This window comes from Priestia taiwanensis, assembly GCF_014638355.1.
GTDB lineage: Bacteria > Bacillota > Bacilli > Bacillales > Bacillaceae_G > Priestia_D > Priestia_D taiwanensis.
Genome location: NZ_BMFK01000001.1, coordinates 1,546,216 through 1,562,502 on the forward strand (window position 1 = coordinate 1,546,216; position 16,287 = coordinate 1,562,502).

The window sequence follows — 16,287 nt, forward strand, 5'->3', positions numbered from 1 at the left end:
CCCTCTCTTTTAGATGTTTGATTTTACCAAATGAACAAGAAAAAAGCGAATAGAGATATCTCCATTCGCTTACATTTTGACAAGGTCATTATCTTCTAATGATTTTGCCTGTTGCACCACTCGATAACAAGAGTACCCACTCACTCGATCAAATTCTGAGCATAATGTTTTTTCTTCTGCTTTGCTTGGTACGATTTCTTTGAATCGACGATACTTTGCCATTAACTCGCTTCGTTTCACGCCTTTTTCATATGCTTGCTCCACACACTCGTAGAAAGCAACCGCATCAATAATTTCTTCTGTACTCCAATCCATTGCCATTGGGTATTGATAATCCATGTTCTCACCTACCACACCATTTTTGTTTAATTTGTTCCGATTCAGACATCATACGCTCGAACAACTCAGATACAGTTGGGATATCTTTAATTCTACCCATTACTTGCCCAGCCCATGCGAATCCATCGTCACTTCCCTCATATATGTAACGTTTATTAGCTTCACCACTAATATAATCTTTCACTGCTTCATATGTTCCTTCACGTGTTTCGATTTGTATAATTTCGTCGGTCCAAGTATTATGAATTGCACGTGCCGGAGCACCAAGACTACGCTTGATTACTATTGTATCATCTTCTGTTCCTTGTACAAGCGCTTCTTTATATTTATGATGAGCGTGCACACACTCTCGCGTCGCAATAAAGCGAGTTCCCATCTCAATACCTTCCGCCCCGAGCGCAAGTGCCGCCATTAACCCTTTCCCGTCACCAATTCCACCAGAAGCAACAACTGGAATTGATACAGCTTCTACTACTTGTGGGACAAGAACCATCGTGCCGACATCACTTCGACCAAGATGCCCACCTCCCTCTTGTCCAACAACCATTACCGCATCTGCGCCTAATGATTCCGCCTTCATCGCTTGCTTCCTTGCTGCAACTAAAACGATTTTCTTCACATCGACACCTTTTAGCTCATCAAAGATTGGGGCCGGATTCCCACCTGTCATCGAAATAACAGGAACCTTTTCCTCTACCGCTACTTCTAACATATGCTGAAACGGACGATTATGTTGACCAATAGCAAAATTCACGCCAAACGGCTTATCAGTCATCTCTCTTACCTTTTTTATTTCTTCACGCAATGCCACTTCACTCTGCAAACTCATCGCAGTAATTTGTCCTAATCCTCCAGCATTACTCACCGCACTTGCTAACTCTGAATATGCTAAATAAGCTAAGCCACCCTGCACAATCGGATATTTAATTCCTAATAATTTCGTTAAGCGTGTCTCCAACATCTTCGTCCCCTTTCGTCTTATATATCTCTTTTTTCTCATTTTACAGCATTATGGAAATAATGCGTATACATTCAAAATTAAAAATGCTATAATACTTTTTGTTTTCAATAATATTCTAATAATTATGAGGTGAGAGTTAAATTGTCACAATGTCAAACACCATTGTTTTCACATTTACTAGAACATAGTAAAAGAAATCCTATTCAATTTCACATTCCAGGCCATAAAAAGGGGTATGGCATGGATCCAACCTTCCGTGAATTTATAGGTCATAACGCGTTGTCTATTGATTTAATTAATATTGAACCATTAGATGATCTACATCACCCAAGAGGAGTTATTAAAGAAGCTCAAGCTCTTGCTGCTGAAGCGTTTGGTGCAGATCATACATTCTTTTCTGTACAAGGCACAAGCGGTGCTATCATAACAATGGTGATGAGTGTGTGTGGGCCAGGTGATAAGATCCTTGTTCCACGTAACGTTCATAAGTCTGTCATGTCTGCTATCGTATTCTCAGGAGCTACGCCAATCTTCATTCATCCTGCAATTGATGATACGCTTGGTATTTCCCATGGGATTACATTAGCAAATGTTCAACAAGCAATTGAAGAACATCCAGATGCGAAGGGATTACTTGTTATTAATCCAACATACTTCGGCTTCTGCGCAGACTTAAAGAGCATTGTCAAGCTTGCCCATTCATATAACATTCCTGTTTTAGTAGATGAGGCACACGGCGTTCACATCGGTTTCCACGATGATCTCCCATTATCAGCAATGCAAGCTGGCGCTGATATGGCAGCTACAAGCGTTCACAAATTAGGTGGTTCTCTTACACAGAGCTCTATCTTAAATGTGAAAGAAGGGCTCGTAAATGTACAACGAATCAAATCTATTCTTAGTATGTTAACAACGACTTCGACGTCTTATATATTATTGGCGTCATTAGATACATCTAGAAGGTACCTTGCTACAAAAGGACATGGACTGCTAGAAGAAACAATTCAATTAGCACAGCATGTTCGTAAGCAAATTAATGATATTGACGGCTTATATTGCGCAGGGAAAGAATTAGTAGGTACAGATGCAACATTTGACTTCGATCCTACGAAACTCATTATCTCTGTTAAAGACTTAGGAATTACAGGACATGATGTAGAATTATGGTTACGCCAAAACTACAACATCGAAGTTGAATTATCTGATTTATATAATATCCTTTGTCTTGTAACGTTAGGTGATAGCGAAGAAACGGCAAATGCCCTTATACATGCATTACGTGAACTAGCAATGCAACACCGCGGAAGCGTAACAGAAAAAGTAGATGTTCAAGTCAACATTCCAGTAATTCCAAAATTAGCACTATCTCCACGTGAAGCATTCTATGCGGAAACAGAAGTTGTTCCATTCGATGAATCTGTTGGAAGAATTAGTGCAGAATTCATCATGGTATATCCACCAGGAATACCGATTTTCATCCCTGGAGAAGTAATTACAGAAGATAACATTGCATACATCACAAAGAATATTAAAGCTGGATTACCTGTACAAGGATTAGAAGATCCAACATTTAAGACAATCAAAGTAATTAAGCAATCGTAAATGATAGAATAAGCTTATAAAAGAAGGAAAGATGAGTGTGAAATCATTGTGATTTTATACTCGTCTTTTTTATTAGACAAAAACAAAAGGAAGCTTTGAGAAGCCTCCTTTTTATATTTTATAAATGAAAACGCTTTTATTTTTTCTTATTACAACATTCTTTACAATTACCGTAAAGTACAGTTACTTTCTCGTCTTCGTAATGATCAATAATCCCATTACATACTTGACATACGATTGTTCCCATTGTTAAACTCCTCCATAACCGTTTTTTGTTGTATTCTTATTTTCATTTTATGTCATACAATTGAATCCGTCAACTGATATATAGTATGGCATAAATAAATTTTTATGACTATTTTTCATCAAAAAAGGCAAACTACCTAGTTGATAGTTTGCCTCTTCTTTATACATTTGCATGCTGGCGTAATTTACGCTGTGCCACCTTCTTCGCAATAACACCATGTTTGGGTGAGAAAAAGAAAGCTAAAGCGAATAGTATACCAGCTGCTACTGTCATCGCTCCTGCAATGGAACTGTCGATAAGCGTTGCTATGAAATATCCCATAACAGAGCTTAATGCCCCAATAATGACACTTAGTACTAACATTCTAGATAACTTATCCGTTAATAAGTATGCTGTCGCACTTGGTACAACAAGCATCGCAACTACAAGAATTGCACCTACACTCTCAAACGCCGCTACTGTTGTCATCGATACTAAGCCCATTAATAAGTAATGGAACAGCAATACCGGTATACCAACTGCCGCTGCAAGTGCTGGATCAAATGCACATAACTTAAATTGCTTGTAGAATAAGCCAATAACTACTAAGGAAATGAGGAATACACTTCCAACTAACCATACTGCCTTTGGTACACCATTTATACCAAACACATTCACTGTATCCCATGCAACATACGCAATTTCACCGTATAAGACACAATCTAAATCTAAGTCCACTTTGTCAGTGAAAAGGGAGACGAGCACAACACCGACTGAGAACAACGCAGTAAAAGTAACACCAATTGCCGCATCGGCTTTTACACCGTTTGTGTGTAGCAATTGAATAATAAATACTGTTAATAATCCAAAAATCATCGCACCAATCAACATGACGATACTATCACGACTGCCACTAATTAAAAATGCTAATACGATCCCTGGTAAGATAGAGTGGGAAATCGCATCGCCTAGCATTGCCATCTTACGTAAGATAAGAAAACAACCGAGGAAACCGCATGAAGCCGCCACAAGTGCTCCGGTTAAGATAATCCAAAATGTACTACTCATAGCGACACCTCACTTCTCTTCTTATCCGACAAGACGTTCGCTTGAAACGCTAGCAAGTTCGGCATCATCTCGTAGTCCTCAAGACGCTTAAACATTGTTTGGCGCTCCGTATGATTCAACTGTGTGATAATATTTTCTTGACCCTTATCGATATTAAACCCTTGATAATCTAATTCGTTCATATAATAGACATCCCATACGCGTTCATTTAACACAATTTCATGTGCTTTCTGTAGACCTGTTTTTGTAAATTGTATACCAGTCTGATCAACATGAACGAATAAATGACTCTTCAACATCTCAATTGCACGCTGAACCTTTGTTATTGACTTTCCACTACGCTTCGCCAATTCGTCGATTGAATAACCTTCTTTTAATTCGTATTCCATACTCTCATATAGTACTTGCAACACATCTTCTTGCAATACTTTTTTACGTACCTTCATATGTGTAACAAGACGTATCACCACACCACGTTTCGGTGAGAATATAACCGAAAATAAGAAGAATGTTGTAGCAGCTAATACAATCATCGGGCCAGTTGGTAAATTATTCACTTGTGTACTGAAATACGTTCCAAGCACACCACTTAACGCACCGAAGACGCCAGCCAGAATAACCATTGTACTAATTTTATCTGTCCAATAACGGGCTGTTACTGCCGGTGTAATTAACATTGCTGACATTAAGACAACTCCGACTGCTTGTAAGCCTGTTACAACACATAGAAGAATCATGAGCATGAGGATGCCATCTAATCCCTTCATCGGGAAACCGAGTCCTCTACCGAAATTACTGTCAAATGAAAGCAACGTAAATTCTTTAAATAACAATGTAGTTGTTAGCAATAACACAGCACTAATTGCAATCATCGTATATACATCACTTAAAACGAGTGATGCCGCTTGCCCAAATAAGAACTTGTCGAGTCCGCTTTGGTTCCCGCTGTTCGAATGTTGAATGTATGTTAATAACATAATTCCTGCACCGAAGAAGACAGATAAAATAATCGCAATCGATGCATCTTCTTTAATACGTGTATGCCTTGAAATGGCCGTTATACAATATGAAGCAAGTAAACCAATAATTGCAGCACCAATTAAGAATAGCCCTATTGACTTTATTTGCGTTAGTAAGAACATTATACATACGCCCGGCAAAGCTGCATGAGCAAGTGCATCACCGATTAATGAGCGATTACGTAAGAAGGCAAAACAACCAATAACTCCGCTACTAATTCCTAAAAGCATACATGCTAGTAATACCCACAATGTATTTGGATCTAGAAATGTCATTACTCTTCACCTGCTGCTAACATGGAAGACTGCTGCAAGAACTGAAGCTTTCCTCCATACGTTTTTTGTAAATTCTCATGCGTAAACACTTTCTCTGTTGGACCCGAAGCAATGTGGCGACGATTTAACATGACAACCCAATCAAAGTATTCACTTACTGTTTGTAAGTCATGGTGCACAACAAGCACAGTCTTTCCTTCTGCAATTAAGTTATTTAACAATGCGATAATTGCTTTCTCTGTTGCCACATCTACACCTGCAAACGGCTCATCCATGAAATAAATTGTTGCATCTTGTGCTAAGGCACGCGCTAAAAACACACGTTGTTGCTGACCACCGGAAAGTTGACTAATTTGACGATCTGCGTACTCTCTCATGCCAACTTTCTCCAAGCACTCTAATGCCCATGCTTTCTCTTTCTTACTTGGACGACGAATCCATCCTAAACGACCATACGTACCCATTAATACAACATCTAATACGTCCGTCGGGAAATCCCAGTCCACCGATTCACGCTGTGGTACATACCCAACTAATGAACGTTGTTTCTTGAACGGTTTTCCGTATATTTCAACCGTACCAGCCGCAACTGGAATTAATCCTTGTACGCCTTTAATAAATGTTGATTTCCCTGCACCATTCGGTCCAATGATTCCAATTAGTTTTCCTTCTGGAATTTGCAGTGATACATTTTTAAGGACCGGTTTCTTTTGGTATGCAATTGTTAAATCTTGAACCGATAATGGTATTGCCATTCTACTAACCTCCAATTATTGCTCTCTATTATTTTAATGCCTTTACAATTGTATCTACGTTATGACGAACCATTCCGATATACGTTCCTGCTGGGGTTCCGTCCTCGCCCATCGCATCCGAGAATAATTCTCCGCCAATTTCAACTGTATGACCTTTTGCTTTTGCACCTTCTACAACAGATTCAATGGACTTTGTTGGGATAGACGATTCAACAAAGACCGCCTTAATCTTTCTTGATGTTAGTAAATCAATAATATTTTGTACATCCTTCAATCCATATTCAGAAGCTGTTGACATTCCTTGTAATCCTTGTACTTCTACACCGTAAGCCGCCTCTAAATATCCGAATGCATCATGTGCCGTTACAAGAACACGTTGCTCTTTCGGAATTGTCGCAAGTTGTTCTTTTGCGTATGCATGCACTTCTTCCAATTCCTTTAAATATTTCGTTGCATTTGCTTCGTACGTTTCTTTATTCTTTTCGTCTACTTCAATAAGACGATTCTTCGTTTCTTCCGCTGCTTCCATCCAAAGTGATACATCGAACCACACGTGTGGATCGTATGCATCTGGAGCTTCTGGGTCTTTTTGTAACTTACTCGTTGAGATTTTTTCCGTTACAGAGAATACTGGCTTTTTCTTCTCTAATTTCTCGAAAATATCGACCATCTTACCTTCTAAATATAATCCTGAGTAAAAAACTACATCTGCATTTTCGATTTTTTTAATATCCCCTTGTGAAGCTTTATATAAATGAGGGTCTACACCAGGCCCCATTAAATATTCCACATCCACGTGTTCCCCACCAATGTTCTTTACAATATCTGCAACCATACCAGTTGTCGTTGTAATTGTTAACTTATCTTTGCTCTCCGTTGCACTCTCTGACGTACATCCAACTAATAAGGCCGCTACACTTAATAATACTACTGTTAAAAATACTCTAACTCGCTTCAACAACTTTCCCTCCTAAACGAAAAATCTTTTATTAATTAGGATTATGCCAAACTTATTTGATATATGCAAGTATTTTCTACTAAACTAACAAAGTTTCCTTAAGGCAACTTTTTGATTTGATAGCATCCTTTGAACTACATACTAGTCCTGAATATGATATACTTTATTTGTTGTAAAATTCAGAATCGAAGAGGTGTATAACATGCATATTCGTATTCCTGCTTCTGTGCAACTATTACTTGATGAATACGCCCGAGAACTTTGCTATTATTACGGCGATAAAATTGTTGGAGTATACATATATAACTCTGTCGCCCTTGGAGCATATGATGAAGAAAAAAGCGATATCGATCTTCTTGCTATCATACGTGACGATTTCAAAGAAGAGGATTGGGATACTCTTTCCACTCTTCATAAACAACTTGGTAAAAAATATTCCTTAGCAAAACGCATAGAAGGAATGTACATTAGACAAGCTGATATCGGAAAAGGACAGGAGGAAATATCACCTTATCTTTACTTTATTGGTACAAAACTTCATACAAAAGGCTACCACGATTTAAATTTTGTTACATGGTATACACTCCAACATCACGGTCTCACCGCATACGGATTACCAATTCAAAACCTATCTATAGAAATGGCAGACGAACAACTCCTATCGGCTATGCTATACAACCTTCACACCTACTGGAAAGAAAAAGCAAAGAAAAAACTTATTTTCTTATTAGATGAATGGGTAGAGTTTGCTGTTCTCACCTTATGTCGTATCGCCTACACGATGGATACACAAACAATTGCATCAAAGCTAAACGCCGCAAGCTATCTGGAACAACGTACAGAAATTGCTTTCCAACTACTTATCCAAGAAGCTGTTCGTATTCGGACAAACTCCGCTCCTACGTCATACTATAATTCAAAAATCGATCGTGCAAAAGAAGTACGACGATTCATTTCCTATGTTATTAACTTGTACGGAAACAAAAATATTAAACAAATAAGAAAAACCCGTTAGAAGAAATATCTTCTAACGGGTTTCCCTTACTCCGCCTCTGGCCCACCAACAGCATGTGGTAATAAATACTTGAAATACTCGGATAAATCTACCGCTTCTTTATCAGAATCAATTTTGAATAGTTGCTGTAAGTGCTCCACATTCTCCACATCTTCTTGGCAAAGCACGGCTGACCTTCCTGTTTGCATACACACAACTAACGGTTTCCCGAAAAAGGCATTTGTGTACACAATTCCAAAATCATATCGAACATCATCTGTCATAAAACCCACAAATTTCACTTTCACGTTCTCTGTCTCGTCATACAATTTATCGTACATCCAAACACTCCCCCTCTTTAATTTAGTGAGTATTTTTCAACATTGTATGGTGTCTTGACAAAAGAAGTATGTTGTCATTGTCAAAAAATTTAAATAAATGATACAATAAAATAGATATGATGTCAATATAGGGGGAAAAACGAAATGACACAGCATGCATTTATCAAACTTATGCCAAAATCGACACAACAAACCATTACACTCGCAGAAATTAAAGACCTATTCCATTATTATAAAAACATCACAGCGAAAACAGGTGATCAAGTGAATTGGAATTACGGTGAAGCGGCCTTCCCGTATGTTATGAACGAACGTACGCACAATGACCATACGTTACTAGAACTCGTGTCAAACGAAGACAGGTACAACCACTTCTACGTTGGGGTAAAAGAAGAAAATGACGAACACATCATCTTCCTTTCCCTACCAGAAAATGCTACGTTCGGTGATAAAGGAAAAGCAAATGAATTTTGTCGCTTCCTTGCGAAGAAATTACAGGGACAACTTCACTTATTTAATGGACGAATTATGTATTTCTATAAACGATAAGAGGTGATTGTATGCGCCAAATTATTGCTCTTGGCGGTGGCGGGTTCTCGATGGAACCAGAAAATCCGTTATTAGATTCGTACATACTGAATCAGTCAAAAAAAGAAAATCCAAAGATTTGTTTCATCCCGACCGCAAGCGGAGATGCACAAAATTATATCGACCGTTTTTATACGTTCTTCAATGAACAGAAGTGTATACCATCTCACCTCTCATTATTTAAACCACCAACGAGGGATTTAGAGGGCTTCATCTTGGACAAAGATATTATTTACGTAGGTGGTGGTAATACGAAGAACTTATTGCTTCTATGGAAAGAATGGGGCCTCGATGCAATTTTACGTAAAGCATGGGAGCAAGGGATTATTCTTGCTGGTATTAGTGCTGGAGCGATGTGTTGGTTCGAAGAAGGGTTAACGGATTCATTTGGAGATGGACCCGCACCTATTACATCTTTAGGATTCTTAAAAGGAAGTGTATGTCCACATTATGATGGTGAATCTTACCGACAAAACGCCTATCGGCAATTTATTACATCCAACGGGCTTCAAGCTGGTTTTGCAATCGACGACGGTGTAGCTATCCACTTCATTGATCGAGACATTCATCGTATTATTAGCTCACGACCTGCTAGCAAAGCATATCGCGTTTCTTTTGACGAAACATTACGTGAAAAAGCGTTACCGACTGAATATTTAGGTGCTTTAGTGCGATAAAAGGAAAACAGGGTGTATTATAATGCACCCTGTTTTTTCGTTTCGTATTCTTCTTTTAATATACCGTAATACACTAAATCAACAGGCTTTCCCCACTTCATAACATGATGACGCATCGTACCTTCATAGGTCATATCGAGTTTCTTCATAATTTTCCATGAACCCGGGTTTTCGGTAAACGAAGCAGCGTAAATACGATGAAGCTGATGTTCTTCAAATCCAATCTGGATCATTAGTTGGGCTACTTCTGTCATATACCCTTGGCTCCAATATTCTGTCCCAAGCCAATATGCTAATTCCGCACGATTGTGAACTTCTGCAATCAATAAACTAATTGTACCAATCAACATATTATCTAACGTAATAGCAAATGTTCTTCTTGTTTTTCCTTCATTAGGATCTTCCAATATAGAAGTAATCCATGTTATCGCGCCACCTTCTGGATATGGATGCGGAATATTTAATGTCGTCTTCGCAATTTCATAATCACCCGCTAATGCTTCTACCTGTGCTGCATCACTTAATACTAGTGAACGTAACTGCAATCGCTTCGTCTCGTACATGCTGGATTTCTCCTTTTGGACCATCTTACTCTCATCTCGGTTGTATGTAAAAAGTTACGCCTACGAAATGCGTATCTTTAAGAAAAAAGATGAAACAATGGCGTCACGATTAGTTGTAGGAGGAAATATCCTCCTATGTTCATACACGTTACAATGAAAGCTTGTCTCTTATGAGGGAAAAAGCGTTTTGTCACAAGGTAAGAAACATATAGAAATATGATAAATAACATACCTTTTGCATACACCTTGTCCTTTTGAGAAAGCCAAACAATTACTGAATACCCACTCCAAATAATACCTTGTAAGCTACTAACAAGAAGATGCTTCATTTTCTTCATCCCCTTTTGCACGTCTGTAGTTTATTGTACGAGCAATATAAGTATTTCAGTACAAGTTACTGAAATTTTATTTGTTATTCGAGCCTATACTAATGACTTTTAAACATAAAAAACCACAGAAGAACAAGTCCTCTGTGGTTTTATCATTTTATTACATTGTGTGGATTGGGCTTCCGATTGCTACTTCAGCAGCTTCCATTGAAATCTCACCTAATGTTGGATGAGCATGGATTGTGTGAGCGATATCCTCAGCAGTCATACCTGCTTCGATAGCAAGACCTAACTCAGAGATGATATCAGATGCACCAGCACCAGCAACTTGAGCACCGATGATTAAGCCATCTTCTTTACGGCATACAAGTTGTACGAATCCTTCAGTTGCGTTTAATGATAACGCACGACCGTTAGCAGCGAATGGGAATTTCGCAACAGTTACTGCGATTCCTTTATCTTCCGCTTCTTTCTTGAAGTATCCAACAGATGCTAATTCAGGATCTGTGAAGCATACTGCAGGAATTGCTAAGTAGTCGATTTCTGCTGGCTCTCCGCTGATTACTTCAGCAGCGATTTTCGCTTCATAAGAAGCTTTGTGCGCTAATGGAGGTCCTGCAACGATATCACCGATTGCAAAGATGTTAGAAACAGAAGTACGGCATTGTTTGTCGATTTCAACTAAGCCACGGTCTGTTAATTTAACACCAGCTTGCTCTAATCCTAATTCTTGTGTATTAGGACGACGGCCTACTGTTACTAATACATAGTCAGCTTCGATTGATTTCATTTCGCCATTTGTTTCGAACTTAACAGTAACACCTGTTTCTGTTTCTTCTACGCCTTTAGCAAATGATTTCGTGAAGATTTCTACGTTACCTTTTTTCTTCAATTCTTTTTTAACAACTGTAGACATTGATTTTTCGAAACCAGCTAAGATTTCGTCACCAGCTTCTACAACTGTTACTTCTGTACCGAAGTTAGCATAAGCAGTTCCTAATTCCATACCGATGTAACCGCCACCGATTACAACTAATTTCTTAGGAATTTCTGTTAATGCTAAAGCACCAGTAGAATTGATTACGCGTTTAGAAAATTTGAAGCCTGGGATCTCGATTGGAGTTGAACCAGTTGCAACAATTGCGTTCTTGAACGTGTAAGTTTGAGCTGAATCTTCGTTGATAACACGCATAGAGTTACCATCTACGAAGTAAGCTTCACCTGTGATGATTTCTACTTTGTTACCTTTTAATAAGCTTCCAACACCGCCAGTTAATTTCTTAACTACGCTATCTTTCCAAGCTTGAACTTTTGAGAAGTCAACTGTTACGTTATCAGCTTTAATACCCATATCTTCTGAGTGTTTAGCTGTTTCGTAACGGTGACCAGCAGCGATTAATGCTTTTGAAGGAATACATCCAACGTTTAAGCATACGCCACCAAGAGCACCCTTCTCGATGATTGCTACTTTTTGTCCTAATTGTGCAGCACGGATTGCTGCTACATATCCACCAGGACCTGCGCCGACAACGACTGTATCTAAATCAATTGGAAAATCTCCTACTACCATTGGATTACGCCTCCATTACTAATAATTGTGGATCGTTTAATAAACGTTTCACGTGGTTTAATGCATTTTGAGCTGTTGCGCCATCGATTAAACGGTGGTCAAAGCTTAATGATAATGCAAGAACTGGAGCTACTACGATTTCGCCGTTCTTCACAACTGGCTTATCAGCGATACGACCTACGCCTAAAATAGCAACTTCAGGGTGGTTGATAACTGGAGTGAACCATTGTCCACCTACAGAACCGATGTTAGTGATTGTGCAAGATCCGCCCTTCATTTCTGCAGGAGCTAAGCGACCTTCACGAGCTTTACCAGCTAATTCGTTAATTTCTTGAGAAATCGTTAATACAGACTTACGGTCAGCATCTTTTACAACTGGTACTAATAAACCTTTATCAGTGTCAGCAGCGATACCAATGTTGAAGTAGTGCTTTTGGATGATTTCTTCAGTTGCATCGTCGATAGAAGCATTTAATGCTGGGTATTGACGTAATGCAGAAGTTAACGCTTTAACGATGTATGGTAAGTAAGTTAACTTAATACCTTTGTTTGCAGCATACTCTTTGAATTGCTTACGGTGTGCTACTAAGTCAGTTACATCGATTTCGTCCATTAATGTAACGTGTGGAGCTGTATGTTTAGAGTTAACCATTGCTTTAGAGATAGCTTTACGGATTCCGCTCATCTTCTCACGAGTTTCTGGGTACTCACCAGCTGGGATTGGTTGTGGAGCTGCTTTTTCAGCTTTTGGAGCTTCTGTTGCAACTTCTGCTGCTACTGGAGCTTCAACTGCTACTGCTGCACCACCGTTTAAGAATGCATCGATATCAGCTTTAAGAACACGTCCATTTTTACCTGAACCTTGTACCGCACGGATATCTACACCTTTATGACGAGCATATTTACGTACAGATGGCATTGAGATAACACGTTTGTTCTCATCAACTGCTACTGCTGCCGCTGCTGCTGGAGCTTCTGCTTTAGGCTCTTCTTTCGCTTCTTCAGCGTGATCGTCGCCGTGGTCGTCACCCTTGAATACTAAGTCTTCGTAACCTGGAGCATCAAACTTGATTAATGTTTGACCTACAGTTGCTACTACACCCTCATCAACTAGTACTTCTAAAACAGTACCTTTAACTGGAGATGGGATTTCTACTACAGCTTTATCGTTTTGTACTTCACATAGTACATCGTCTTCGCCTACTTCATCGCCTGGTTTAACAAACCATTTTACGATTTCACCTTCATGAATACCTTCACCGATATCTGGTAATTTAAATTCGAATGACACAGTGGTTGCCTCCTATTTCGTACACTTCAGTTTCTATATGTATGACCTCTGAAGTGATATGTTTTTGTAAGTAAGAAGTCTAAAAGAAATCAACCGAACGATTTCTTTTAGACCAGAACTATTTATATATTAGAATTCGATTACTTTCTTAGCTGTTTCAACAATATCTTTGTGGTTTGGTAACCATACGCTCTCAGCAGCTGGGAACGGGAAGATTGTGTCAGGAGCAGCTACACGTAATACTGGAGCTTCTAATGAAAGAATGCAACGGTCGCTGATTTCAGCTACAACGTTTGCTGCGATACCAGCTTGTTTTTGTGCTTCTTGAACAACGATTGCACGGCCTGTCTTCTCAACAGATGCAACGATTGTTTCGATATCGATTGGGCTTACAGTACGTAAGTCGATAACTTCTACAGAGTGTCCTTCTTTCTCTAACTCTTCTGCAGCTTTTAATGAAGCATGTACCATTGCACCGTAAGTTACGATAGAAAGGTCAGTACCTTCACGTTTCACGTCAGCTTTACCTAATTCGATTGTGTATTCTCCTTCAGGTACCTCTTCACGGAATGAACGGTATAATTTCATGTGCTCTAAGAATAGAACTGGATCGTTATCGCGGATAGAAGCGATTAATAAACCTTTTGCATCGTAAGGAGTTGAAGGAATTACTACCTTCATACCTGGAGTTTGTGCAAATAAACCTTCGATGTTATCTGCGTGCATTTCTGGAGTATGAACTCCACCACCGAATGGTGAACGGATTGTTACTGGCGCAGTGAAGCGTCCGCCTGAACGGTAACGAATACGTGATAATTGACCACATACTGAATCCATTGCTTCGAAGATGAACGCGAAGAATTGGATTTCTGGAACTGGACGGTAGCCTTGTAAGCCTAAACCTACAGCTAAACCACCAATACCTGATTCTGCAAGTGGTGTATCAAATACACGATCTTCGCCAAACTCAGCTTGAAGGCCTTCAGTAGCACGGAATACACCACCGTTGTTACCTACGTCTTCTCCAAATAATACTACGTTTGGATCGTTTTTTAACTCAATGCGCAGGGCATCGTTAATTGCTTGGATCATTGTCATTTGAGCCATGGCTTACTTCGACTCCTTCTCTTTGTAGATTTCGAACTGTTCAGCTAAGTTGAACGGCATTTTTTCGAACATGATGTTCATTAAGTCTGTTACTTGTTGTTTTGGAGCGCCGTCAGCGATCTTAATTCCTTCTTTGATCTCTTCTTTAGCTTGCTCGATTACTTTGTTTTCTTCTTCTTCGTTCCAGATGCCTTTAGCTTCTAAGAACTTACGGAAGCGAACGATTGGATCTTTCTTCTCCCACTCGTTTTCAAGATCTTTCGTACGGTAACGAGTTGGATCATCTCCAGCCATTGTGTGTGGTCCGTAACGGAATGTTAATGTTTCGATTAACGTTGGACCTTCACCGTTGATTGCACGCTCACGAGCAGTGCGAGTTGCAGCGTAAACTGCTAATGGATCCATACCGTCTACTTGGATACCAGGGATACCAGCAGCTACTGCTTTTTGAGCGATTGTCTTAGCAGCAGATTGCTTTTCTACTGGAGTAGAGATTGCGAAACGGTTGTTTTGTACTACGAAGATTGCTGGAGCTTGGTAAGCACCTGCGAAGTTCATACCTTCGTATACGTCACCTTGAGAAGCTCCGCCGTCACCAGTGTAAGTGATTGCTACAGCTTTCACGCCGCGTTTCTTCATACCTAATGCAACACCAGCACATTGAATGTATTGTGCACCGATGATGATTTGTGGTGGGAATACGTTTACGCCTTCAGGCATTTGTCCACCTTGGAAATGTCCACGAGACCATAAGAATGCTTGCCATAATGGCACACCATGCCAGATCATTTGTGGAACGTCACGGTAACCTGGTAAGATGAAGTCTTCTTTCTCTAAAGCATAATGAGATGCTAACTGAGAAGCTTCTTGACCAGCCGTTGGCGCATAGAAACCTAAGCGACCTTGACGGTTTAATGAAATAGAACGTTGGTCTAACACACGAGTGTAAACCATACGGCTCATTAATTCTTTTAATTGCTCGTCTGTTAAGTCAGGCATTAAGTCAGGATTAACAACTTCGCCTTCTTCATTTAAAATTTGTACTGTCTGGAACTGCTCTTCAACTGCTTTTAGTTGCTGAACGCCATCAATAAGAGCTTTTGTACCTTTCATCTCTTTCACCTCGTAATCTTGTCAATTAACAAGTTTTTCACTATTCATTTGGTAAATAGTAATACACAAAAATTATAGCGCTATCACCACATAGCCGATGATAGTCGCTTTTTTAAAACGTTTTCATCCACAGTGTACACAGCGGTTCTTCCTATAAGAAAATTGTATATAATTTTCTACGCTGTGTATACAAGCTACGCGTCTAGCGTTTAACATTATGTCTACTTTGTGAAACTGTATCAATGTTTTATTAACAAATCATTAATACAACTTCATTCTGAGCAATAGTTTACACTAAGCCCATTCACTCGTCAATCCTTTTATATCTTCTTTCTAATGGAAAAAAGGACATAATTCAAGGAAATAATTACAAAACACTAATCCTAAACTGTATTAACACAACAGAACAATCTGTTACATAACAAAATTGTTCGTTTTGCACTATCTATTATATACAAATAACGAAAAACATAGTAGAAGTTTGACGAAATAACCTTCTATTCTTCCCTT

The 16,287-nt window shown here is 39.2% G+C and carries 17 protein-coding genes; 4 read left to right on the top strand and 13 right to left on the bottom strand.

What is annotated here, in order from left to right; translation table 11 throughout:
* Positions 1-69: 69 nt before the first annotated feature.
* Positions 70-339, bottom strand: a complete 270-nt coding sequence (locus IEV41_RS07980) for a UPF0223 family protein (protein ID WP_188387861.1) — start codon at positions 337-339, stop codon at positions 70-72.
* A gap of 4 nt (positions 340-343) precedes the next feature.
* Entirely contained in the window at positions 344-1,300 is a 957-nt protein-coding gene (locus IEV41_RS07985; protein WP_188387862.1) for an NAD(P)H-dependent flavin oxidoreductase, read from the bottom strand.
* Positions 1,301-1,441: 141 nt separating this feature from the next.
* Here IEV41_RS07985 and IEV41_RS07990 point away from each other — a divergent pair, with 141 nt between their 5' ends.
* Positions 1,442-2,902, top strand: coding sequence for an aminotransferase class I/II-fold pyridoxal phosphate-dependent enzyme (locus IEV41_RS07990; protein ID WP_188387863.1), 1,461 nt, complete (start codon positions 1,442-1,444; stop codon positions 2,900-2,902).
* Between the two features lie 136 nt (positions 2,903-3,038).
* On the opposite strand, the gene IEV41_RS07995 is transcribed toward IEV41_RS07990, so the two are convergent.
* From IEV41_RS07995 to IEV41_RS08015, 5 genes are all read right to left on the bottom strand, one after another.
* Positions 3,039-3,149 carry a GapA-binding peptide SR1P gene (locus IEV41_RS07995; RefSeq protein ID WP_188387864.1) on the bottom strand — a complete coding sequence of 37 codons (111 nt, stop codon included), beginning with the start codon at positions 3,147-3,149 and terminating at the stop codon, positions 3,039-3,041.
* 159 nt (positions 3,150-3,308) lie between these two features.
* A complete protein-coding gene (locus IEV41_RS08000) occupies positions 3,309-4,196 on the bottom strand; it encodes a metal ABC transporter permease (RefSeq protein WP_188387865.1) in 888 nt (295 codons plus the stop codon).
* Positions 4,193-5,491: a metal ABC transporter permease gene (locus IEV41_RS08005; RefSeq protein ID WP_188387866.1), complete on the bottom strand. Its 1,299-nt coding sequence runs from the start codon at positions 5,489-5,491 to the stop codon at positions 4,193-4,195. The genes IEV41_RS08000 and IEV41_RS08005 overlap by 4 nt, the downstream gene beginning before the upstream one ends.
* Complete coding sequence (locus IEV41_RS08010; protein ID WP_188387867.1) at positions 5,491-6,246, bottom strand: metal ABC transporter ATP-binding protein; 756 nt, start codon at positions 6,244-6,246, stop codon at positions 5,491-5,493. Before IEV41_RS08010 ends, IEV41_RS08005 begins: the two co-directional genes overlap by 1 nt.
* A gap of 28 nt (positions 6,247-6,274) precedes the next feature.
* Complete coding sequence (locus IEV41_RS08015; protein WP_229722175.1) at positions 6,275-7,204, bottom strand: metal ABC transporter solute-binding protein, Zn/Mn family; 930 nt, start codon at positions 7,202-7,204, stop codon at positions 6,275-6,277.
* 202 nt (positions 7,205-7,406) lie between these two features.
* On the opposite strand from IEV41_RS08015, the gene IEV41_RS08020 reads away from it, so the two are divergent.
* Positions 7,407-8,219, top strand: coding sequence for a nucleotidyltransferase domain-containing protein (locus IEV41_RS08020; RefSeq protein WP_188387869.1), 813 nt, complete (start codon positions 7,407-7,409; stop codon positions 8,217-8,219).
* A gap of 26 nt (positions 8,220-8,245) precedes the next feature.
* On the opposite strand, the gene IEV41_RS08025 is transcribed toward IEV41_RS08020, so the two are convergent.
* Positions 8,246-8,539 (bottom strand): DUF3055 domain-containing protein, encoded by a 294-nt coding sequence (locus IEV41_RS08025; protein ID WP_188387870.1) that lies wholly within the window; start codon positions 8,537-8,539, stop codon positions 8,246-8,248.
* 144 nt (positions 8,540-8,683) lie between these two features.
* Here IEV41_RS08025 and IEV41_RS08030 point away from each other — a divergent pair, with 144 nt between their 5' ends.
* Positions 8,684-9,088 carry a DUF1885 family protein gene (locus tag IEV41_RS08030; protein ID WP_188387871.1) on the top strand — a complete coding sequence of 135 codons (405 nt, stop codon included), beginning with the start codon at positions 8,684-8,686 and terminating at the stop codon, positions 9,086-9,088.
* Positions 9,089-9,099: 11 nt separating this feature from the next.
* Positions 9,100-9,804, top strand: a complete 705-nt coding sequence (locus tag IEV41_RS08035; RefSeq protein ID WP_188387872.1) for a Type 1 glutamine amidotransferase-like domain-containing protein — start codon at positions 9,100-9,102, stop codon at positions 9,802-9,804.
* A 17-nt stretch (positions 9,805-9,821) separates the two neighbouring features.
* Here IEV41_RS08035 and IEV41_RS08040 read toward each other — a convergent pair whose 3' ends face one another.
* The 5 genes from IEV41_RS08040 to pdhA all read right to left on the bottom strand — a co-directional run bounded on the left by IEV41_RS08040 (position 9,822) and on the right by pdhA (position 15,777).
* On the bottom strand, positions 9,822-10,367 hold the full coding sequence (locus tag IEV41_RS08040) for a GNAT family N-acetyltransferase (protein ID WP_188387873.1): 546 nt from the start codon (positions 10,365-10,367) through the stop codon (positions 9,822-9,824).
* 489 nt (positions 10,368-10,856) lie between these two features.
* Positions 10,857-12,266, bottom strand: a complete 1,410-nt coding sequence (lpdA, locus tag IEV41_RS08045; RefSeq protein ID WP_188387874.1) for a dihydrolipoyl dehydrogenase — start codon at positions 12,264-12,266, stop codon at positions 10,857-10,859.
* Positions 12,267-12,270: 4 nt separating this feature from the next.
* Complete coding sequence (locus tag IEV41_RS08050) at positions 12,271-13,557, bottom strand: dihydrolipoamide acetyltransferase family protein (protein ID WP_188387875.1); 1,287 nt, start codon at positions 13,555-13,557, stop codon at positions 12,271-12,273.
* Between the two features lie 129 nt (positions 13,558-13,686).
* The gene (locus IEV41_RS08055) at positions 13,687-14,664 is read right to left on the bottom strand and encodes an alpha-ketoacid dehydrogenase subunit beta (protein ID WP_188387876.1); all 978 of its coding nucleotides are present in this window, start codon (positions 14,662-14,664) and stop codon (positions 13,687-13,689) included.
* Between the two features lie 3 nt (positions 14,665-14,667).
* Positions 14,668-15,777: a pyruvate dehydrogenase (acetyl-transferring) E1 component subunit alpha gene (pdhA, locus tag IEV41_RS08060; protein ID WP_188387877.1), complete on the bottom strand. Its 1,110-nt coding sequence runs from the start codon at positions 15,775-15,777 to the stop codon at positions 14,668-14,670.
* Between the last annotated feature and the right edge of the window lie 510 nt (positions 15,778-16,287).